This window comes from Niastella caeni, from assembly GCF_004834005.1.
GTDB lineage: Bacteria > Bacteroidota > Bacteroidia > Chitinophagales > Chitinophagaceae > Niastella > Niastella caeni.
Genome location: NZ_STFF01000006.1, coordinates 418,940 through 440,119, shown reverse-complemented (window position 1 = coordinate 440,119; position 21,180 = coordinate 418,940). Strand labels below are relative to the sequence as shown.

The 21,180-nt window shown below is 44.8% G+C and carries 16 protein-coding genes; 9 read left to right on the top strand and 7 right to left on the bottom strand.

What is annotated here, in order from left to right; all coding sequences use genetic code 11:
* Positions 1–319 precede the first annotated feature (319 nt).
* Complete coding sequence (locus FAM09_RS22105; protein ID WP_136579320.1) at positions 320–679, top strand: hypothetical protein; 360 nt, start codon at positions 320–322, stop codon at positions 677–679.
* A 92-nt stretch (positions 680–771) separates the two neighbouring features.
* On the opposite strand, the gene FAM09_RS22100 is transcribed toward FAM09_RS22105, so the two are convergent.
* Complete coding sequence (locus FAM09_RS22100; protein WP_136579319.1) at positions 772–1,497, bottom strand: hypothetical protein; 726 nt, start codon at positions 1,495–1,497, stop codon at positions 772–774.
* A 417-nt stretch (positions 1,498–1,914) separates the two neighbouring features.
* Here FAM09_RS22100 and FAM09_RS22095 point away from each other — a divergent pair, with 417 nt between their 5' ends.
* Positions 1,915–2,403 carry a YbhB/YbcL family Raf kinase inhibitor-like protein gene (locus tag FAM09_RS22095; RefSeq protein WP_136579318.1) on the top strand — a complete coding sequence of 163 codons (489 nt, stop codon included), beginning with the start codon at positions 1,915–1,917 and terminating at the stop codon, positions 2,401–2,403.
* Between the two features lie 168 nt (positions 2,404–2,571).
* Here the strand turns inward: FAM09_RS22095 and FAM09_RS22090 are convergent, their stop codons facing one another.
* On the bottom strand, positions 2,572–4,878 hold the full coding sequence (locus FAM09_RS22090) for an FdhF/YdeP family oxidoreductase (RefSeq protein WP_136579317.1): 2,307 nt from the start codon (positions 4,876–4,878) through the stop codon (positions 2,572–2,574).
* Positions 4,879–5,041: 163 nt separating this feature from the next.
* Positions 5,042–5,863 (bottom strand): formate dehydrogenase accessory sulfurtransferase FdhD, encoded by an 822-nt coding sequence (gene fdhD, locus FAM09_RS22085; protein WP_136579316.1) that lies wholly within the window; start codon positions 5,861–5,863, stop codon positions 5,042–5,044.
* Positions 5,864–6,236: 373 nt separating this feature from the next.
* Here fdhD and FAM09_RS22080 point away from each other — a divergent pair, with 373 nt between their 5' ends.
* Both FAM09_RS22080 and FAM09_RS22075 read left to right on the top strand, forming a co-directional pair.
* Positions 6,237–7,778, top strand: coding sequence for an alpha-N-arabinofuranosidase (locus FAM09_RS22080; protein WP_136579315.1), 1,542 nt, complete (start codon positions 6,237–6,239; stop codon positions 7,776–7,778).
* A gap of 78 nt (positions 7,779–7,856) precedes the next feature.
* Complete coding sequence (locus FAM09_RS22075; protein ID WP_136579314.1) at positions 7,857–9,002, top strand: aldose epimerase family protein; 1,146 nt, start codon at positions 7,857–7,859, stop codon at positions 9,000–9,002.
* Between the two features lie 131 nt (positions 9,003–9,133).
* Here FAM09_RS22075 and FAM09_RS22070 read toward each other — a convergent pair whose 3' ends face one another.
* The 4 genes from FAM09_RS22070 to FAM09_RS22055 all read right to left on the bottom strand — a co-directional run bounded on the left by FAM09_RS22070 (position 9,134) and on the right by FAM09_RS22055 (position 13,683).
* Positions 9,134–11,314, bottom strand: a complete 2,181-nt coding sequence (locus tag FAM09_RS22070) for an amylo-alpha-1,6-glucosidase (RefSeq protein WP_136579313.1) — start codon at positions 11,312–11,314, stop codon at positions 9,134–9,136.
* Positions 11,315–11,428: 114 nt separating this feature from the next.
* Complete coding sequence (locus FAM09_RS22065; RefSeq protein WP_243751748.1) at positions 11,429–12,496, bottom strand: glycosyltransferase family 4 protein; 1,068 nt, start codon at positions 12,494–12,496, stop codon at positions 11,429–11,431.
* A 203-nt stretch (positions 12,497–12,699) separates the two neighbouring features.
* Positions 12,700–12,852, bottom strand: a complete 153-nt coding sequence (locus FAM09_RS22060; RefSeq protein WP_394347824.1) for a helix-turn-helix domain-containing protein — start codon at positions 12,850–12,852, stop codon at positions 12,700–12,702.
* A 66-nt stretch (positions 12,853–12,918) separates the two neighbouring features.
* The gene (locus tag FAM09_RS22055; protein ID WP_136579312.1) at positions 12,919–13,683 is read right to left on the bottom strand and encodes a DeoR/GlpR family DNA-binding transcription regulator; all 765 of its coding nucleotides are present in this window, start codon (positions 13,681–13,683) and stop codon (positions 12,919–12,921) included.
* Positions 13,684–14,232: 549 nt separating this feature from the next.
* On the opposite strand from FAM09_RS22055, the gene FAM09_RS22050 reads away from it, so the two are divergent.
* The 5 genes from FAM09_RS22050 to FAM09_RS22030 all read left to right on the top strand — a co-directional run bounded on the left by FAM09_RS22050 (position 14,233) and on the right by FAM09_RS22030 (position 20,989).
* Positions 14,233–15,807, top strand: coding sequence for a glycerol-3-phosphate dehydrogenase/oxidase (locus FAM09_RS22050; RefSeq protein WP_136579311.1), 1,575 nt, complete (start codon positions 14,233–14,235; stop codon positions 15,805–15,807).
* A gap of 317 nt (positions 15,808–16,124) precedes the next feature.
* Positions 16,125–17,543, top strand: coding sequence for a calcineurin-like phosphoesterase C-terminal domain-containing protein (locus tag FAM09_RS22045; protein ID WP_136579310.1), 1,419 nt, complete (start codon positions 16,125–16,127; stop codon positions 17,541–17,543).
* Positions 17,544–17,640: 97 nt separating this feature from the next.
* Entirely contained in the window at positions 17,641–19,125 is a 1,485-nt protein-coding gene (gene glpK / locus FAM09_RS22040) for a glycerol kinase GlpK (RefSeq protein ID WP_136579309.1), read from the top strand.
* Between the two features lie 180 nt (positions 19,126–19,305).
* A complete protein-coding gene (locus FAM09_RS22035) occupies positions 19,306–20,043 on the top strand; it encodes an MIP/aquaporin family protein (RefSeq protein WP_136579308.1) in 738 nt (245 codons plus the stop codon).
* A 31-nt stretch (positions 20,044–20,074) separates the two neighbouring features.
* On the top strand, positions 20,075–20,989 hold the full coding sequence (locus tag FAM09_RS22030) for a glycerophosphodiester phosphodiesterase family protein (protein WP_136579307.1): 915 nt from the start codon (positions 20,075–20,077) through the stop codon (positions 20,987–20,989).
* Positions 20,990–21,180 lie beyond the last annotated feature (191 nt).

Sequence of the window (21,180 nt, the reverse complement as noted above, 5' to 3'; positions counted from 1 at the left end):
TGCCCATTGCAGCAATAACCAGGCGAAAAGAGGGGAATTGTTAACGAAATTTTAGCGGTGACTTAAATACAAGGTGTAAAATTGACAATATGTGCGGATGCTTCTATTGAATTGATTTTTATCAATTGTCAATTACTTTTTACCACGCTTATGCATAAAAGTTGTATATTAGACTTACCCTTTACTATTAGAGCGTACGGTAAAGGGTTCTATAATAATTCTGAAAGGCATTCTGATTGGTGAGCCAAAAAAACTATTGGCAAAACCCAGCCCGAAAGATTGTGTTCAGTCTGACGGGCATTTAACGAAATTGATCAGCATGACCTTTGTTCCTGAAAAAAACTCCGTTACTACACAGCAAACTATTGTTCACAAACCGCGCGTTCGGTCGAAAGTACTTCCCTGCTTTAGTAAGATCCCATTTGCTACAAAGCCTTTTTTTAAACAATGGTATATTCATACCATCGATGTCACGAAAATTATGTTTATACCCCCGGTTGAAGCCCGGCTGGTTATACAGGAGCTACGCGAGTACTTTGGTAAATCGAAGCGGGATGTAATTACGGTGGAAGAATTTTGTGCGTTTACGGGTATCAGTAAAAGCTATGTGCGCATGCATCTGGTGTCAAGGGCAATGGAGCATGAGCTGAAGAGGCAGGTGAATAGGGTGATTGTTTAGGGTGAATGGTGAATGGTCAAAGGTGAATAGTTGCCTGCCGAAGCCTCGGCGAAGGAACTCATAGGCCGGAAATTAGAATTTTAGCGTACTACTTAATTGAACAACTCTTGAGATTCGCGGTTTTGTAACGCGGTTTCCCATTCTAACAGCATATCGAGTGTAACTTCCATATTAATGATCATCTTTTCGGTGCAGGTGATCAGTGTATCGAGGTAATAAGCTACCTGCGACATTACCAAGATGCGGCTCTTATTTTCTTCGTTCTCTGTTTCTTTTTGCAACAGCATATGAAAATACTGGTAGTATTCACCAATCTGGTATAAGTAATCTTCAATTATTCTGTGCATGGTGGCTATTTCTTCACTGTCAACCGACTGGTTAACGGCAAAGCCAGATTCATCGGAATAGCAGGCATTCAGATTGCCTATTAATAACTCCTGTCCATTTGCACTAAACTCATTTACCAATTCATCAAATGAAGTCAGCAATTCTAAGAGGTGACTATAATATTGGGCGGTAAAAGGTTCTGCGCTGGCGTGATTGCTCAACTCTTCGTGGGTTTCCTGTACAAAAGCTGATAAGCGGTCAACATCAAAACTATCTTTCTGCGTCAATTTAGTCAGCAGGCGATGGATGATGGCATTATCTAACAATTGTTGGTTAAGCGAGCGGCCGATGGTATTTATTTCAGCATCAGTAATGCGGCTGTAAGTGCTTATTACGATGTTCTGAACTGGTTTTTCATCAGCACAAAAAGAAACAAATTGTTCTTGTCTGTATTGCTTTGTAAAGCTGCTGTTGAAAGGATAGCTGGACATAACAGTGATTTTTAGTGTGAAGGTTATTTGAAAACCACAACACAATGATACGATGGCTGCATGGCGGTTAGCAAGTATATTAGCTTGTAATCCATTTGATTACTGGTTAACATACTACCCACTAATCATTATTATGTATGACGTAGGGGCTTTTGGTAAGTTTAATGGCGGGTATTTGTACTACTATAACGATGAGGGGAGAAAGATATTGAACCGATACCGGTAAAATTGTGATACTTCATTGATTTATATTAAAAATATACCCACTCACCTCATTGCCGCAATCACAACAATGTGTGATCATCGTCATTGTTAAAATTTTTTGGGGATAATATATTTGATAAAACACCATTAACCAGGAAAGAGGCACGTTGCGTTCGCGTGATTTGCTATCGATCTTTTAGCAAAAGTATAGCCATGAAAATTTCCCACTCGAATATTTCAAACAGACAAACGTTTCGCGAAATTGCCGCTTTACATATTACCAGTCCGGAATTTGAAGGGAACGGATTTATTCCTTCCCGCTTTACGTGTGATGGCGCTAATGTAAGTCCGCCACTCGATGTTCATGATATACCAAATACAGCCAAAAGCCTGGCGTTAATTGTAGATGATCCTGATGCGCCGATTCGCGCCTGGGTGCACTGGCTGGCCTGGAATATTCCGGTGGCACAGCATATAAAGGAAGACACTGAATTTAAAGATCAGGGAGTCAATGATTTCAGGCAGAATAAATATGGCGGTCCCTGTCCGCCTTATGGGGTACACCGATATCATTTTAAAGTTTACGCGTTGGATGTACTGCTGGAACTGCCTGCCGACACCAGTAAGACTGAATTGGAAAAGGCCATTACGGGACATGTGGTGGCGTATGGGGAGCTTGTTGGAAAATATAAAAGGAAATGAGGAATTAAGAAAAATATGGAATGAGAAAGTGAAGACAGGGAATGTTGAAGTGAATACCGAAGTCAAAGGCAGAAAGTGACAGATTCAAAATTTTCGAGAGCGGTATTTGCTTGTGGCGTGCAGCGTGAAGCGTGCAGCTTGCTTACACGCCCTACTAGCTACTCTCTACTAGCTACTGGCTTTCCTCACCGTAATAACCACCCCCTTCGACACCGGCGTATTGCTTTTTTTCGCCACACTGTTCACCGGCACCAGTACATTGGCTTCGGGAAAATAGGTGGCCGTGCATAAAGGTGGAATGGGATAGGGCACTACAATGAATTTGTGGGCTATTCTTTCCACACCGCCATGGTGATTATAAATATCTACCACATCGCCTTGCTGCAGGTTGCGCCGGTCCATATCATCTACATTCATAAGTATTACCCGCCGTTCGTGATAAATACCCCGGTACCGGTCGTCGAGACCGTAAATGGTGGTATTAAACTGGTCATGACTGCGAATGGTCATCATCAGCAATTCATTTTCCGCTAAATGGATAGTAGTTACAGGCGCTATATTAAAATGCGCCTTCTTCGTGGTGGTATTAAACGATCCCTCGCGGTTGCAATTGGGTAAATAAAATCCACCGGGTATGCGCACCCGGTTATTGTAATCGGTAAAACCGGGAATGGTGCGCTCAATATCCTCCCTGATATGATCGTAATGCTGTAGGTATTTATCCCAGTTAACGGTACTACGGCCGCCTAGGGTAGCTTTGGCCAGCCGGCATACGATAACAGGTTCGCTCAGCAAATGGTCTGATACGGGTTGCAACACGCCTTTCGACAATTGAACAACGCCCATAGAGTTTTCACACGAAACAATTTGTTCCTCGCCGTTCAGTATGTCTTTGTCGCTGCGTCCCAGGCAGGGGAGTATCAGGGCTTCATCGCCATGCACCAGGTGACTTCGGTTGAGCTTGGTTGATACATGCACGGTAAGCGCGCATTTGCGTAAGGCAGTGGCTGTATAATTCGTGTCGGGCGTAGCTGATAAAAAGTTGCCGCCCATGGCGATAAATACAGATGCCTTTCCTCCATGCATAGCTTTAATGGCTTCTACCACATCATAACCGGGGTGTTGAGGTGGTTGGAAGTTGAAATTAGCAGCGATGTTATTCAGAAATTGCTGGCCTGGCTTTTCATAAATGCCCATGGTGCGGTCGCCCTGTACATTGCTATGGCCCCGCACCGGGCAGGTGCCTGCACCTGGTTTCCCTATACTTCCTTTTAACAATAACAGGTTCACAATTTCCTTGATGGTATCTACTGCATTTACGTGCTGCGTAAGGCCCATGGCCCAGCAGGCAATGATCTTTGTTTTATTTTTTAACAGGTCGGCCACTTCGGTAAGTTGCTCCGGGGATATGCCGCATGCCTGTATTAATTGTTCCAGGTTTTGTTGTTGCAGGTCGTTGATAAATGCGTTGTAGCCTTCGGTATTGTTTTCAATAAAAGCGCGGTCGAATACCTGGCCGGGTTCGCGTTGTTCGTGTTGCCATAACAGGTATTCAATGGCTTTTAGCAAGGCCAGGTCGCCATTGATAACAATGTGTAGAAAAATATCGGTGAGGTGAGTTTCCTTGCCCAGCAGTCCTTTTAGCTGTTGCGGATTGTTAAAGGCCATCAATCCGGTTTCGGGCAGCGGGTTCACTGCAATTATGCGGGCGCCGTTTTCTTTGGCTTTTTGTAAAGCGCTGAGCATGCGGGGGTGATTGGTGCCCGGGTTTTGCCCGAGAATGATGATCACTTCCGCCTCATAAAAATCTTCCAGCTTTACCGAGCCTTTGCCAATGCCAAGTGATTCGCCCAGGGCCACGCCGCTGCTTTCGTGGCACATATTGCTGCAATCGGGCAGGTTGTTGGTGCCGTATTCCCGTACAAAAAGTTGGTAGAGAAAAGCCGCTTCATTACTGGTTCGGCCCGAAGTATAAAAGATGGCTTCATCGGGCGAAGCCAGGTTGTTTAATGCTTTACCTATTTTGTTGAATGCCTCGTCCCATGAAATGGGCTGATAATGCGTGCCGCCCTGCGGCAGGTACATCGGTTGGGCAATTCGGCCTTTGCGACCTATTTCAAAGTCGCTTAGGGTAGCTAAATCCTGAACGCTGTGTTGGGCAAAGAATTCGGGCGTTAATTTTTTGAGGGTGGCTTCTTCGGCAATGGCCTTGGCGCCGTTTTCACAATATTCACCCATGGCAGAACGGTCATCATCGGGGTCGGGCCAGGCGCAACTGGGACAATCGAACCCGCCTTTTTTGTTCATGGCTGCCAGGGCTTTCCAGCCGCGGGTTATGCCTGCTTCACCCACTACCTGTTTAACCGTTTCAATAATAGCCGGTAAACCGGCGGCAGATTGTTTAACAGGTCCCAGTTTTAATCCTGTAATATGTTCAGGATTTTCTGCACCGGAGGTATGTTGATTGTCGCTCATGGAATGTTAATGAAGTTGTGTTTTTAATAACAGGCCTTAGTGTTCCATAGGTCTATTCGGGATTTTGAGATTAATCAGAAAGCCCAATCCAGGGGAAATCACAAAATCTCTAATTCTCAAAATCAGAAATTGATATTTTACCAACAACGATCCAATTCATCCATTAACTCACTTTCACCCGCTGCGCCCCACTATACACATTAAATCTGTTCTTCCGTAAAAAGCCGATCAGGGTAATATTATGTTCGGTAGCCAGTTGCACGGCCAGGCTGGAAGGCGCACCAACTGCTGCTATAACACGAATACCGGCCATAACCCCTTTTTGGATCAGCTCAAAACCTGCCCGTCCGCTCAGTAATAAAATATGCTGGTGCAAAGGTAATTGCCGGTTCAGCAAGGCGGCGCCGATCACTTTGTCTACGGCATTATGCCGGCCAACATCTTCGCGCAGCAAGATGCAATTGCCCTCAACATCAAATAGCGCGGCTGCGTGTAAACCGCCGGTGCTTTCAAATACTACCTGCTTTTTTTGAATGGTTTGTTGAAGTCCATAAAAAGTATTGGCGGGTAGCACCAAAGCATCGGCTTGTGGGGCATATACCGGCACCGTTTTTATGGCGTTGATCCCTGTTTTACCACAAACGCCGCAACTGGAAGTGGTATAAAAATTCCTTTCAGCCTGTTGTAATTGCGGCGTAACCCCTGCCGCCAATGTAACCAGTACCCCGTTTTGCTGCGGGTGAATATGTTGTATTTGGTCAATATGTTGAAGAATGCCTTCGGTAAATAAAAAGCCGGCGGCCAGCTCGGCATCCTGCCCTGGTGTGCGCATGGTAACGGAAATGTTTTTTTGTACATATCCGGCAGCTTCCTGCCAGGCCAGCTGTATTTCAAGCGGTTCTTCCACGGCCAGTTCGTCTTCTACTTCCGTTTGTTCCCCGGCATTGATCTTTTTAATTGTAATATGGGCGACTGGTGGTTGCATAGTATAAAGTTACAGTAAAGTAGCTTGTGGTGGGAATGGGGAAACAGCTGCCGGTTACCAGTTGCCAGTTGCCCGGCCCTGGATGTAGAACAAACTGCTTACAATAGGGGGCACCGAATTTTTTTGCCCGGTAACCGGTACCTGGCAACCGGTAACCAAAAATAATTAAGTGTAAAATTGACAGATATGTTGTTTTGTCTTAGTTTCACGGTCCCAATGAAGAAATGGGTGGCTTCTTTTTGCGGGGTTCAATAATCCGTTTTCAAAGCCAACTTTTTAATAAAAATTAACGATTATCATGTTGCTTGTCAACTTTCTTTCTATAATCAACCAATTCTTTACATTTATTAATTATTCATCTTAAAGCTGTTACATGAAACGCTTTGCTTTGCTTTTTGCTTGTACAACAGGGATCGCTTTTGGTGCAGTTGCTCAAAACAACCTCTCCTTTAATGTAGGTGCCGCAAAAACTACTATCAGCCGGCAGATCTATGGTCATTTTGCCGAGCATTTGGGCCATTGTATTTATGGTGGTTTTTATGTGGGCGAAGGAAATACTAAAATCCCAAATACCAGTGGGGTACGCAATGATGTTATAGATGCCCTCAGGAAATTAAAGATCCCTAACCTGCGCTGGCCAGGTGGTTGTTTTGCCGATACGTATCACTGGAAAGATGGAATTGGCCCCAAAGACAAACGCCCATCCATGGTAAACACGTGGTGGGGGGGTGTTACCGAAGACAACAGCTTTGGCACACACGATTTTTTGAATATGTGCGAACTGATCGGTACGGAACCATACCTGGCCGGTAACGTGGGCAGCGGTACGGTGCAGGAATTGATAGACTGGGTTCAGTATGTAAGCTTCGCGGGCAAAAGCCCTATGAGTGACCTGCGCAGGCAGAATGGCCGCGATAAACCCTGGAATGTAACCTACTGGGGTGTTGGTAATGAAGCCTGGGGTTGCGGTGGAAATATGACCGCCGAATATTATGCTAATGTGTACCGCAAATATGCTACGTTCATGACCGGTTGGTCGAATGAAACAAAAATTTTCCGCATTGCTTCCGGGGCCAATTCAAGAGATTATAACTGGACAGAAGTGCTGATGAAAAATATTCCGCATAACATGGTAGGCGGACTGGCATTGCATCATTATTCTGTTATAAACTGGAGTAAAAAAGGGTCTGCTGTTGATTTCAGCGAAGAACAATATTTCCAAACCATGAAACAAGCTCTGTTCATGGATTCGCTGGTGATCAGGCATTCAGCCATTATGGATAAATACGATCCGAAAAAGCAGGTAGCCCTGGTAGTGGATGAGTGGGGTGGCTGGTATGATGTAGAGCCAGGCACAAATGGTGGTTTCCTGTATCAGCAAAACACCATGCGCGATGCCATGATCGCCGGCGCCACGCTGAACATCTTCCACAATCATGCTGACCGGGTTCGGATGGCCAACCTGGCGCAAACCATTAATGTGCTGCAGGCGGTTATTTTAACCAAGGAAGAAAAAATGATCCTGACGCCTACCTATCACGTAATGGAAATGTACAATGTGCATCAGGATGCCAAACTGATACCGTTAACCATTAAGACCAACAATTATGTGTTTGGAAAGGAAAAATTACCGGCAGTTTCTGCCTCTGCTTCTAAAGACTCATCCGGACTGGTGCATATTTCCCTGGTGAATATCGATGCTAAAAACGCACAGGATATAACCATCAACCTGGAAGGCGGTAACTTTACAACAGTTGGCGGCCGTATACTCTCTTCTGCCAGATTGCAGGACCATAACAGTTTTGAAGAACCTGCTAAAATTAAGCCGGCGCCATTTCAGGGAGCTACTATAAAAGGCAAAACGCTGAGCGTAAAATTGCCTCCGTTCTCAGTAGTAGTGCTGGAGTTAAAATAATGTGCCTGAAAGAGAAAATACCTGATATTTGACAAATTTTCAAATAACCCATTAGTAAAATCAAAAACGTGTTACCATATGAACAGATTGATTTGCCATGTTGCAATGCTATCGCTGATCACAACCGGTATTGCTTCATGCGGGGGCGAAAACAAACAACCTTCACCAGAAAATTCTGAAGCAATTATGAAAGCAGGCGTTACAGCGAAAGATTGGGGCGAAACTGATGGTAAAAAAGTGCAATTATTTACACTCACCAATAAGAACGGTGTAACAGTTGGCATCACCAACTATGGAGGTATCGTTACATCCTGGGTTACGCCCGATAAAAATGGTAATAAATCAAGTGTGGTAGTGGGTATGGACAGCTTGTCGGAATACCTGAAAAAGCCACCTTATTTCGGCGCTATCATTGGCCGTTATGGCAACCGTATCGGTGATGCCAAATTCACGCTCGATGGCAAGCCCTACACCTTAGCTGCCAACAACGGTAAAAATAATTTACATGGTGGTAACAAGGGATTTGATAAAGTGGTTTGGGATGCTACGCCTTCGGCCGACAGCACACCAGCCCTCACCTTATCATACCTGAGCAAGGATGGGGAAGAAGGTTTTCCCGGTAATTTGAAAGTAACGGTTGTGTATACCTTAACCGACGATAATGAGTTGAATATTGATTACACCGCTGAAACCGATAAAGCTACCCCGGTTAACTTAACCAACCACAGTTATTTTAACCTGACCGGCAGCACAGAGAACACAATTTTAAATCATAGCCTAATGATCAATGCCGATCATTATACACCTGTTGATACGGGGTTGATCCCTACTGGTGAGATCAAAGCGGTAAAGGGTACGCCGTTCGACTTTACCAAAGCGGAGATCATCGGTTCCCGCATTGACGCAGTGCCAGGCGGCTACGATCATAATTTTGTGTTGAACCGTAAAGACAGCTCCATGCAATTGGTAGCCGTTCTGAGTGACAGTGTAAGCGGCCGCAAACTGGAAGTGTTTACCACCGAACCAGGTATCCAGTTCTACAGCGGTAACTTCCTGAATGGCGCTTTTGTTAGTGGCGGCAAACCCGTGAATCTGCGTACAGCCCTGTGCCTCGAAACACAGCACTTTCCTGATTCACCCAACAAACCTAAATTCCCTTCTACTATTTTACAACCCGGACAGAAATACCATACTGTAACAACTTATAAGATTTCGGTTCAGTAAGTAGGTTAGTATATTTTTATAAAAGGTGGGTTGCTCTTTAATGGGCAGCTCACCTTTGTATTTAGAGATGTTGAGATTTAGAGATGTTGAGATTTTTAAATCTCAAAATCCCGCAATCCCGAAATCAGAAATTATTTAATAGTGACGAGCTCCCAACCAACCGGTTTCTTTATAAGGTGAATGCCCAGGTCGTATTCATATTTTACAATATCCAGTTCAAATTGCTCATCCCCGAACCGCAGGTTAGAGATCCTGATCTGCCTTATATATTCTGGCAGCATGGGTTTGTACAATGTCAGTTTCTTATTATGCCCATCAAACGTAATGCGCAAACAGGCCTGTAATAATAAGAACACCGCGGCTACCGACCAGGCTTGTGGAGAGCAGGCAACGGGATAGGCCGTGGGCGCTTCTCCGCGACGGAAAGGAAAGCCGCAAAACAATTCAGGTAATCGTTGCAGCTCTATGAACAGGGATGCATCAAATAGCCCCTGCATAATGCGCAGTGATTGCGGCATCAGTCCGTAACGGGCGAAGCCATACGCTGTAATAGCCGTATCATGTGGCCATACCGATCCATTGTGGTACGACATCGGATTGAACCTGGCCGCTTTGGAAGAAAGCGTGCGAATACCCCAGCCATTAAACATGTCATCCTGCATCAGCAGCCTGGCGGTTTGTTCAGCCCGTTCCGGTGTAGCAATGCCCGAATACAAAAGATGGCCAACATTTGAAGATATGACCCGGCAAGGTTGTTTTTCTCCATCTAGTGCGAGAATGTAGGAGCCCAGTTCATCATCCCAAAAAACATCGTTGAAAAGTTGTTTCAGTTCCTCGGCTTCCTGTTTTAATTGCTCTGCCATTTCATGAAATCCCAACCGATGGGCCATATAGGCGCCCTGTTTTTTTGCGTCGTACACATAACCCTGCACTTCACACAAGGCAATGGGAAAACTGGCCAGATCGCCATTTTCGTGGGAGATGGAGTCGTGTGAATCTTTCCAACCCTGGTTGGCCAAACCGCTTTCCGCTTTGCGCTGGTATTCCACAAAGCCATCGCCATCCATATCGCCGTACTTTTTGATCCAGTCAAGCGCTCTTAAAATATTTTCCCAGATATCTTTGATGGTTGCAATATCATCGGTGCGTTTTAAATAATGCCCGGCCAGTACAATGAACAATGGCGTAGTGTCTATGCTGCCATAGTAAAGTTTAAAAGGAATTTCGCCGGTCTCGGCCATTTCACCGGAACGTATTTCATGTAAGATCTTTCCCGGCTCTGCATCCTGCAATGGTTTATGTTCTGTGGCCTGCCTTCTGGCCTGATACAACAAAACGCCTTTGGCAATATTGGGCGCTACCCATAAAGTTTCTAATGCGGTAAACGTTCCGTCGCGGCCAAATACCGTGTTATACCAGGGTACCCCCGCATATGGGTAACTGCCGTACGGGGTTTGAACCAATAACGACAACAGATCATTTTTCGAACGGTTGATCCAGTTATTGAACTGCTCATTGTCGGTATATATTTCCGCCACCAGTTCTTTGCTTTTTTCCATGCCTGTTCTGATCTTATTGAACGCAATGGAATACGGCTCAAATTCAACCGGATTGGCATATACCGAAAAAACAGAAGTGCAATTAATGCTATAGGCTTCTTTAGGGCCCAGCTTGATTTTATATACAACCCTGTTTTCTTTTATAGAAGCAGGCACCGGATCAAAGTGCAGGTTGGTTTGCCGTTCAATATCATCCACGCCTTTATAGGAAAGTAAAATATGATTCTTCGTAGATATCACCGGAACTTGCTGTACGCCTCGTTGTTTTCTGTCCATACCTCTTACTTCAAAAATATCCCTGAAATCAGCGGCAAAGGTGATCTCCAATTCTGTTTCGTAGGTATGTGAGCCATAATTATAAAGAATGATCAGTTCGTGACAGGTGCCATCCTGTAAAAATTTGCTGCGCGAAATGTGCAATGTGCCCTTGGGAATAACAACGTCCTGCTCATTGCTGATGTCAGGATTCGTAAGATCAACCGACAGCATTTCATTTTCATTCTTTATAGTGGAACTGAGCAACATGGGGCGGTAATGGTTCAATTCCAGTTCCATGTCGCTGATAAAACGGGTTCCCTGATGATAAATACCCTGTACACAGGTGCCGAATTGTTTAATATCGCCCCAGCGATCAAAAATGCCAAATGTATCGCCGTAATTCAAGGTAAGTACACGATCATCTGCATACGAAGAAGACGCCAGTATGTAATATTTGTCATCATGCAGCTTTACCAGGGTGTCGTGTTTTTTCATAACGGCTGGTTTTTAATGCTCTCAATAATAAAAAATCTGAGAAGCAGGAAGCTCGAAAAAAATAAGGATTTTGTTTTCTGGTTCTTTCCTGCTTCCGGCATCTTACTTCCTGCTTCATTTCCTATACGCTGGTGTTAAGTAAAAAGATCTTTCGGGTTGCTTGAGTAGTGACCTTTCGTATAGACGAACATAATTTTTTGCCATCACGATGTTACTGAACCTTTTTTCAAAGGTGGCGCGGCAGTCCTCACGACTTATTAAATGAATATTTTGTAATGCTTCAGTTGCTTTTTCAATGCTGTTTACAATAAAGCCGGTTTTCCCATGATCAACAATTTCGGGTACCGAACCGTGGTTATACGCAATAATGGGTGTGCCACAAGCCATGGCTTCAATCAGCACCATGCCAAATGGTTCAGGCCAGTCGATCGGAAATAATAAGGCTTTTGCATTGGCCAGCAAGGGGCCTTTTTCTGCTTCGCCAATTTCCTGCAGGTATTCTACATGGGGTTGATCGAGCAGGTGGCGGATCTCTTTTTCAAAATACCGTTCATCTGCTTTATCTACTTTTGCTGCGATCTTTATTTTTATGTTTGCCCGTTTTGCAATTTCAATGGCGCGATCTACCCGTTTTTCGGGAGAAAACCTGCCCAGGAATACCACATAATCGCCATCTCCATTTCCCGGCTGGTAGAGATCAACAGGTAAACCATGATATACGGTAGCAACCCAGTTGGCTATAGGCAATGGGCGACGCTGGGCATTGGAAATAGAAATTACCGGTACATCATTGAATTTTTTATACAGCGGTTTTAATTCAGGAATATCTAATCGGCCATGTAAGGTTGTCAGGGTTTTTTTGTTACAAAAACGGGTAACGGGGAAATGTAAATAATCGGTATGAAAATGCAGCAGGTCAAATTCATGCGACCGGTCCATCACTTCCTGCAATTGCAGGATATTACCGGCCATTTGATCAACACAATTACTTAATCGCAATGAAGTGGGCGTAACCGAAACAAGTCGTGCTTTGGTAATGGAGTCGCCCGAAGCGAATAAAGTTACATTATGCCCCAGCTTTACCAACGCATCAGTAAGATAGGCTACTACCCGTTCTGTGCCTCCGTAAAATTTAGGCGGAACAGATTCTACCAGTGGAGCTATTTGCGCAATTTTCAACATAACCAATGTTTTCTGTTTAATGATTCATATAAAATTCTTTGTTGTTGGTTGTATAAGGGGTATGCTGGAATTGGGGGATGGGGAAAAAATGCATCAAGTGGTTTATAGCGTATAAAATAAAACATAACTACGATCCGGTTTTAATGTCTATTACTTTCAAAATGAATGACCCAGATTGTTTTAACTATCTAGGGTTACGCAATTCAGGTGCCAGGGGGAAATGTTAATCCTGTCTTTTCTTTAAACAATTTAAAGAAGTAAAAGTTAGATTCGAAGTTGAGTGCGAAGGCAATTTCTTTGACAGATCTTGTTGTGTGGGCCAGGAGTTCTTTTGCTTTGTGTATTTTAAGTTGAATTTGAAACTTTCTGGAAAGTTCAGATGGTTAATGTGATAATTCGATAAAATTTAGCACATTAGTTAATTAAACTATCGTCACTTCAATCCCTCTGCTCTCCAACTGCGTTACATAATGCTCTGAAATACCATTGTCGGTAATGACCTGATCTATTTCTTCCAGCCCGCATATACGGCCAAAACCACGTTTGCCGAATTTGGTAGAGTCGGAGAGAACGATCACTTTTTGCGACACATCAATCATCTGGCGGTTAAGGTGTGCTTCCATTACGCTGGTGGTTGTAAGACCAAACTCCAGGTCAATACCATCAACGCCCAGGAATAATTTACTACAAAAAAAATCGGTTAATATTTTTTGCGCGTATGGTCCGGTTACGGAAGAAGAACTCTTGCGCAGAATACCGCCCAATTGCATGATCTCGATATCCGGGTGTTTGATCAATTCCTGTGCTACCTGCAAAGAAGCGGTGATCACAGTGAGGTTTAATTTCGGCGGCATATTTTTAGCCAGCGCCAACACCGTTGTGCCAGAGGCAATGATAATGGAATCATTGTCGGCGATCAGTTGTGCAGCCGTGGCGCCGATCTTCATTTTTTCTCCCGATTGCAGTTTTTCCTTTTCATTCACCGGCCGGTCAACCGTATACGGGTTGTTAATGGTGGCGCCGCCATGTGTGCGGAATAAAAGGTTTTTATCCTCCAGCAGTTTCAGGTCCTTACGAATAGTAACGGAAGAAACATCCAGCTCCTTACAAAGTTCCAGCACATTAACGAAGCTTTCCTTCGTTAGTTTATTAAGTATGAATTGATGGCGTTCGGTTTGTGAGATCATAATTGGTATGACAAATTAAATGAAAATTGTCAGATGGTGGATGTAATTGTTTGATGGCTAAACTGTTTGATAGCTATGAGCTGAACTTCCTGTATGCCATTATGGCTATGAAAGCGGCAATCAACCTTGTGTAAGGGTTATATAATGTAATTCTTAGAACACAAATATCAGGGCTCAATACGCCCTGAATTATTAGGCATATTATAGTTATGATCCTCAATTATTAAAATAGTGTCCCGAAGATATTCCAGACCTGATAAGAGCTGGGACATCTGTGTGATAACTCCGGAACATGTGGGATATCTCAATTTCACCTATGAGAAATGAACAGGGTTCCCCGGGAGTTTCCGCTCAACTAGTACCATATTGGGTTTTAAAACGTCCATATAAAGGCTATCAGTGCACACTTATGAGCGGAATGGGCATGAGTAAATAGGTTGGCGAGGCGGGGTTCGTTCTTTCGAAATATTTTAATTTACTGTTTCAAATTGTTTCGCTATTATTGCCTATTGGAATTAATTGAAATAAAACGAAAGTTTTAGATATAAAATGGAAGTTGAAGCCGTACAGAATCGTAATACCCTGATAAACAAGCTGACCACACAAAAGGAATGGGATTTGATTGTGATCGGGGGTGGAGCAACCGGGTTAGGTATTGCTCTTGAAGCAGTTAGCAGGGGATATTCTGCATTATTAATTGAACAGGCCGATTTTGCCAAAGGCACCTCCAGCCGCAGCACCAAACTGGTGCATGGCGGGGTACGATACCTGGCGCAAGGCGATATTCAACTGGTTAGAGAGGCCAGCATTGAACGCGGTCTGTTATGGCGCAACGCACCGCACCTGGTAAAGAACCAAACTTTTATTATACCCATCTATACCTGGTGGGACCGGCTGAAATATACCATCGGACTTAAACTATATGATTGGATCTCGGGCACCCTGAGCCTGGGATCCTCTGTTTTTATTTCGCGGACAAAAGCCCTTCAAAAACTGCCCAACATAAAAACGGAAGGTTTGGTTGGCGGGGTTATGTACCACGATGGCCAGTTTGATGATTCGCGCCTGGCCATTAACCTGGTGCAAACCATTATTGAACAAGGTGGCGTTGCCCTGAACTACACGAAAGTAACCGGGCTAATTAAAGAGGATGGTCAGCATATTTCAGGTGTAAAAATTACCGACACAGAAACCAACCGCCAATTTACCTGCAAGGCAAAAGCGGTGATCAACGCTACCGGGGTGTTTGTTGATGCCATCCTGCAAATGGATAACCCCACCGGTTCCAAAAGCATTACAGCCAGCCAGGGCGTACACCTTGTTCTGGATAAAAAATTCTATCCGGCTAATGATGCTTTGATGATCCCTGCTACCAGTGATGGACGTGTGCTGTTTGCAGTACCCTGGCATAATAAAGTGGTGGTGGGTACAACAGATACGCCGGTGAATGAAGCTTCGTTAGAACCGCAGGCGCTGGAAAAAGAGATTGCGTTCATTCTCGAAAATGCTTCGCGTTATTTTGTGCAGCAGCCCAAACGAAGTGACGTATTAAGCGTTTTTGCCGGATTGCGTCCGTTGGCGGCTCCCACAAACGATAATCAGAAAACAAAAGAGATCTCCCGCAGTCATAAGATCATGGTTACACCTTCCCATCTCTTTACCATTTTAGGCGGTAAATGGACCACCTACCGAAAAATGGGCGAGGATATGGTTGACCGGATAGAAAAAGAATTGCAGTGGCCGCATAAGAAAACAGCTACCAGGCAATTGGCCATACATGGAGCCCTAACCGATGTGAATTTGAGCGATCCATTATATTTCTATGGGAGTGATACCGTAAAGGTAAAAGCATTGATGAATGGTCATTCCAACGAATGGCTCAGCAAAAGCCTGCAAATACACGAAGCGCAGGTGATCTGGGCAGTGCGGCATGAAATGGCGCGAACCGTAGAAGATGTATTATCGCGCCGTACCCGGGCGTTGTTGTTAGATGCGCGGGAAAGTATTCGTATGGCGGAACCGGTGGCTACCATTATGGCGAAAGAATTACAAAAAGATAATAACTGGGTGCAGGAGCAGGTGGAGGCATATACTAAGTTAGCGCAGGGATACTTGTTGCAATAGTATTTTGTAGGGAACTGTGCAAGCCGAAAGCTGCAAGCTTCAAGCTTCAAGCTGTAAGCCATAAGCTATAAGCCGTAAGCAGTAAGCCGCAAGCCGTAAGCCGTAAGCTCTGAGCTCTCTGCTGAAAGCAGATTATGCAAACGTTTGTGTAAAGCTTTGATCAAATGCTTGCAACCAGAACATTGTTGTTGGCGTCTCTTGAACCCTGGAAATAAACTATAAACTGTATTCCCTTATAGTTTACAGCTTACTGCTGTATTCTGTATTTGCTTGAAGCTTGCAGCGTGTAGCCTGGAGCTGTATTCTAAATCTGTATTATGAAACGACGCAAATTCATTGCTTCTCTTGGTTGGCTGACTGCAGGATGGGTAGTAACGCCTTTTTCTCCTGTAAAAGCGTTTATACCTGCACAAAAGAAAATAAAAGGCGAAGTGCAGGCAAGTGGAAAAGGTTTGAAAGGAGTGGTGGTAAGTGATGGATATTCCGTAGTGACAACCGATAAGTCGGGAAAATATGAAATGGAATTGCATCCAAATGCAACCGCGATCTTTGTTTCTACCCCTGCCGGTTATGCGTTCACGCATGAAAAAGGACTTTCACGGCATTACCGGTTGGTACAGGATACCAACCTGCGCAAAGCGATCAACTTCTACCTTGAACCCCTGGCAACCGATGATACCAATCACCAGTTCATCATTTGGGCCGACCCGCAGGTAAAGAATGAGAAAGATGTGAACAGGATGATGACCGAATCGGTACCCGACGTACAAAAGTTTGTACAGGCCGCCAATGGCGCCTTACTGCATGGTATTACTGTAGGCGACATTGTATGGGATAGCCACGAATTATTCCCTGCTTATAATGCTGCCGTAGAAAAAATGGGTATCCCGTTCTTTCAATGTATCGGTAACCACGATATGGATTATAACAAGGGCGGCGATGATATGTCGGACGATACGTTTCAACAACATTATGGTCCTACCTGGTATTCCTTTAACCGCGGCAAAGTACATTATGTGGTGTTAGATGATGTACGTTACCTGGGAAAAGAAAGGGAATACGACGGGTATATTTCAGAAGAGCAATTGAACTGGCTGCAGAAAGATCTTTCTTTTGTGCCTGATGATCACCTGGTAATTGTTTGTTTGCATATTCCCGTGCACAATGAAGTAAAAAATAATGAAGCTTTATATGCGGTGTTGAAAGGCCGTAATGTACACATCATGTCGGGCCATACACATTACCATCGAAATGTAATAAAGGATAATATCTTTGAACATAACCATGGCACGGTTTGTGGCGCCTGGTGGACTGGTCCCATTTGCGGTGATGGTACACCATCTGGTTATGGCGTATATTCGGTAAAAGGAACCGAATTGAGCTGGTATTATCAGAGTACCGGTAAAGAAGCCGATCACCAGGTAAGTTTGTTTGTGCAGGACCAGGATGCCGCCAGCAAAAAGCTGCAGGTGAATGTATGGAACTATGATCCGGCATGGACGGTGGAATGCTTTGTTGATGGCGCCAGACATGATCAATTTAAGCAGGAGAAAGGGTTTGATCTGTTAGCGGTTGCGCTATATGAAGGCCCTCAATTGCCCAAGCCGCGTGGTTTTGCCGAACCCAAGAGAACAGATCATTTGTTCAATGCCGTTATCCCTGCCTCGGCTAAACAGGTGAAAGTGGTAGCAACGGATCGGTTTGGGAAGAAGTATACGGCTGAATACAATGCGTAACTAAAGCTCAATTTGGGGATTTCGGTTTGGTAACCGGCAACAGCAACATAAGTCACCAGCGATTCAATAATACACTAACGATTAATATAAAGTACCAATGCCAAAATACATTCTTTCATTCGACCAGGGAACTACCAGTTCGCGCGCCATCATTTTCGATCATGCAGGATCTATTATATCGATTGCTCAAAAAGAATTTACCCAGTTGTACCCGCAACCAGGTTGGGTAGAGCATGATGCCGCAGAAATTTGGGCCACGCAACTGGCCGTGGCAGTAGAAGCCGTGAGCATAGCCGGGTTGAAAGCAACCGATATAGCTGCCATCGGCATCACCAACCAACGCGAAACAACCGTAGTATGGGATAAAGAGACCGGTAACCCCATTCACAATGCCATCGTATGGCAAGACCGGCGTACCGCTACTTTTTGTGATCAGTTGAAAATACAGTCCGGCAAATTGATACAGGAAAAAACAGGGTTGATTGTTGATGCCTATTTTTCTGCTACCAAGGTCCGCTGGATCCTCGATAATGTAGAAGGCGCCCGTAAAAAAGCGCAGGAAGGAAAGCTGGCCTTTGGTACTATCGATACCTGGCTGGTATACAAACTAACGGGTGGTAAAGTACATGCTACCGATATCACCAACGCTTCCCGTACCATGTTGTTCAATATTCACACCTGTAAATGGGATGAGGAGCTGTTGCAGTTATTGGATGTTCCGGCCTCTATGTTACCCCAGGTCCGCTCATCGAGTGAAGTGTTTGGCGAAACGGATCAACAGATACTCGCTGCGCAAATTCCCATCGCCGGTATTGCAGGCGATCAGCAGGCGGCTTTATTCGGGCAAATGTGCACCGAGCAAGGCATGGTAAAAAACACGTATGGCACCGGTTGTTTTATGCTCATGAATATTGGCGATAAACCCATTCTGTCGAAAAACAACCTGGTAACAACCATTGCCTGGCAAATCAATGGAAAGGTACAATACGCACTGGAAGGCAGCATATTCATTGGCGGCGCCGTAGTGCAATGGCTGCGTGACGGTTTGGGCATTATCAAGAAATCTGCTGATGTGGAAGCGCTGGCAAAAAAAGTGCCTGATAACGGCGGCGTATACCTGGTTCCGGCCTTTGCAGGATTGGGCGCGCCATACTGGGAACAACATGCACGGGGTACCATCGTAGGCATTACCCGCGGCACTTCTTCTTCCCATATTGCCCGCGCTGCTTTGGAAAGCATTGCGCTGCAAACCATGGATGTATTAACTGCCATGCAGGCCGATGCGGGCGCACCTATTAAAGAGCTTCGGGTAGACGGCGGCGCTACTTCCAATGACCTGTTACTGCAAATTCAGGCGAACGTGTTGCAGGCAACGGTAATAAGACCGGAGATCACGGAAACGACCGCTATTGGCGCTGCTTACCTGGCCGGACTGGCAGTAGGGTTCTGGAAGAATATTGATGAAATAAAAAAGCAATGGAAGCTCAATAAAAGTTTTTCACCCGATAGCAACAATGCCATTGAGTTAACGAAAGGCTGGCAAAAGGCCATAAAGGCGGCTAAGGCATGGGCTGAGGAATAATTAGCTAATGTGATAATGTGCTAATGGGAATACAGCTACAAGCTTCACGCTACAAGCCACAAGCGAAAGGCAAAAGATGGCAGGATGTAGGCGATGTATTTTGCCTGAAGCGTGCGGCTTGCAGCGGTTTTCACGAACCACAAACTATAAACCACAAACCATAAACAATAAATTGATTTTATGTCACCATTTGCAGCCGAGTTAATCGGCACTATGTTTTTGATCTTATTAGGTGCTGGCGTTGTGGCGAATGTGATCTTAAAAGGAACCAAAGGGAACAGCGGTGGCTGGATGGTGATCACCACCGGTTGGGCGCTCGCTGTATTTGTAGGCGTGGTCATTGCAGGGCCGTATAGCGGCGCACATTTGAATCCGGCGGTATCGATAGCCCTGGCTATGGCCCATAAATTTAATTGGAGTGAAGTGCCTATGTATGTACTGGCCCAACTGTTGGGTGCTATGCTGGGTTCTTTCCTGGCATGGGTGATATACAGAGATCATTTCAATTCAACCAGCGATCCCGATACGCAGTTGGCCGTGTTCAGTACCGGGCCGGCTATCCGAAATAATACGTTTAACCTGCTGAGTGAGATCATCGGCACATTTGTGCTGATCTTTGTTATTTTCTATTTCACCGATGCGGAGATCAGAGAACCGCAAACGCCTATCGGAATGGGTTCTTTAGGCGCCCTGCCGGTAACTTTCCTGGTGTGGGCCATTGGCCTTTCGTTAGGAGGCACAACCGGTTATGCCATTAACCCGGCCCGCGATCTCGGTCCGCGTATTGTGCATGCGCTGCTGCCAATTAAACAGAAGGGTAGTAGTAACTGGAAATATGCCTGGATACCGGTCATTGGTCCCATCATTGGCGCTATTATAGCTGCCACTTTATACCTGGGATTGAAAGGGGATATCTGAGGTCGGAAGTCAGAAATAAAATTTCGATATAATGAAGGTGAATCGTTTTTTAGTGCTATCAGTGGTCGCAAGTTGTATGGCGTCCTGTATAGTAGTTAAGAAGGTGTCAATACCATCCAATTATCCATCGTTTTACAAAGAAGGCCACCGCGGTACCCGGGGATTAATGCCGGAGAATACCATTCCCGCCATGAAAAAGGGTGTTGAAGTTGGAGCGAATTGCATTGAAGTGGATGTATACCTTACCAAAGACGGTAAAGTACTGATCGCTCATGATCCTTTCGTGAATGTAACGCATTCGTTGTACGAGGATGGCAGTGAAATAGCAAAAGGCGATGCTAAAAAGTACATCTGGCATCAGATGAACTATGAAGACATCCGCAAATTTGACGTGGGTTCCAAACCATTCCCGGCCTTTCCGCAACAACAGAAAATCAAAGTGCCCATGCCATTGCTGGGCGAGCTTATAGATTCTGTAGAAGCATATGTAACTGCGAATAACCTGCCCAAACCTATTTACAATATTGAATTAAAGACTTCCCTACGATTCGATAGCCTGAAGTACAATGCAAGTCCGGCAGAAGTAGTAAAAGCCGTGTTGGCAGATGTAGCGCCCAGGAATATTGGTAACCGTTTTTATATTCAATCTTTCGATGTGCGTCCGTTGCAGTATGTGCACAAGAAGCATCCAGGTATTGTTATCGGTTATTTAACAACTGGAAAGAATCTCGATAGCAACCTCAAAAGCCTGGGTTTCATCCCGCATATTTATAGCCCGGAATTCAGCCTGGTGAACAAAGCCATGGCCGACATTTGTCACAGCAGGAACATGAAGCTGGTTCCCTGGACGGTAAACGATAAAGAGAAAATGAAAAACCTCATAGCAGACGGTGTTGACGGCATCATTACCGATTACCCAAATTATTTTGCGGAGATCGGAAAGTGAGTTGGTGAATGGTGAGTGGTGAATGGTGAGTAAGCCCGCCGAAATTTCAGCATTCCGAAAATTCTGGAACCCACTCACAACCGACCACTCACGACTTTCAAAAGCCTCTTTTAATTAACGAGGCTTTTTCTTTCCTTACTAATTACATATATCCTCCCAGCTACACTATATTGCGGCTGATATTTTGCAAA

Bases quoted from the DNA above. Each gene is read 5' to 3' on its own strand.
- fdhD (WP_136579316.1), bottom strand. From the start codon at position 5,863: ATGCAACCACCAGTCGCCCATATTACAATTAAAAAGATCAATGCCGGG.
- FAM09_RS22100 (WP_136579319.1), bottom strand. From the start codon at position 1,497: ATGTCCAGCTATCCTTTCAACAGCAGCTTTACAAAGCAATACAGACAA.
- FAM09_RS22075 (WP_136579314.1), top strand. From the start codon at position 7,857: ATGAACAGATTGATTTGCCATGTTGCAATGCTATCGCTGATCACAACC.
- FAM09_RS22045 (WP_136579310.1), top strand. From the start codon at position 16,125: ATGAAACGACGCAAATTCATTGCTTCTCTTGGTTGGCTGACTGCAGGA.
- FAM09_RS22065 (WP_243751748.1), bottom strand. From the start codon at position 12,496: ATGTTGAAAATTGCGCAAATAGCTCCACTGGTAGAATCTGTTCCGCCT.
- FAM09_RS22105 (WP_136579320.1), top strand. From the start codon at position 320: ATGACCTTTGTTCCTGAAAAAAACTCCGTTACTACACAGCAAACTATT.
- FAM09_RS22090 (WP_136579317.1), bottom strand. From the start codon at position 4,878: ATGAGCGACAATCAACATACCTCCGGTGCAGAAAATCCTGAACATATT.
- FAM09_RS22050 (WP_136579311.1), top strand. From the start codon at position 14,233: ATGGAAGTTGAAGCCGTACAGAATCGTAATACCCTGATAAACAAGCTG.
- FAM09_RS22035 (WP_136579308.1), top strand. From the start codon at position 19,306: ATGTCACCATTTGCAGCCGAGTTAATCGGCACTATGTTTTTGATCTTA.
- glpK (WP_136579309.1), top strand. From the start codon at position 17,641: ATGCCAAAATACATTCTTTCATTCGACCAGGGAACTACCAGTTCGCGC.
- FAM09_RS22055 (WP_136579312.1), bottom strand. From the start codon at position 13,683: ATGATCTCACAAACCGAACGCCATCAATTCATACTTAATAAACTAACG.
- FAM09_RS22095 (WP_136579318.1), top strand. From the start codon at position 1,915: ATGAAAATTTCCCACTCGAATATTTCAAACAGACAAACGTTTCGCGAA.
- FAM09_RS22080 (WP_136579315.1), top strand. From the start codon at position 6,237: ATGAAACGCTTTGCTTTGCTTTTTGCTTGTACAACAGGGATCGCTTTT.
- FAM09_RS22030 (WP_136579307.1), top strand. From the start codon at position 20,075: ATGAAGGTGAATCGTTTTTTAGTGCTATCAGTGGTCGCAAGTTGTATG.
- FAM09_RS22070 (WP_136579313.1), bottom strand. From the start codon at position 11,314: ATGAAAAAACACGACACCCTGGTAAAGCTGCATGATGACAAATATTAC.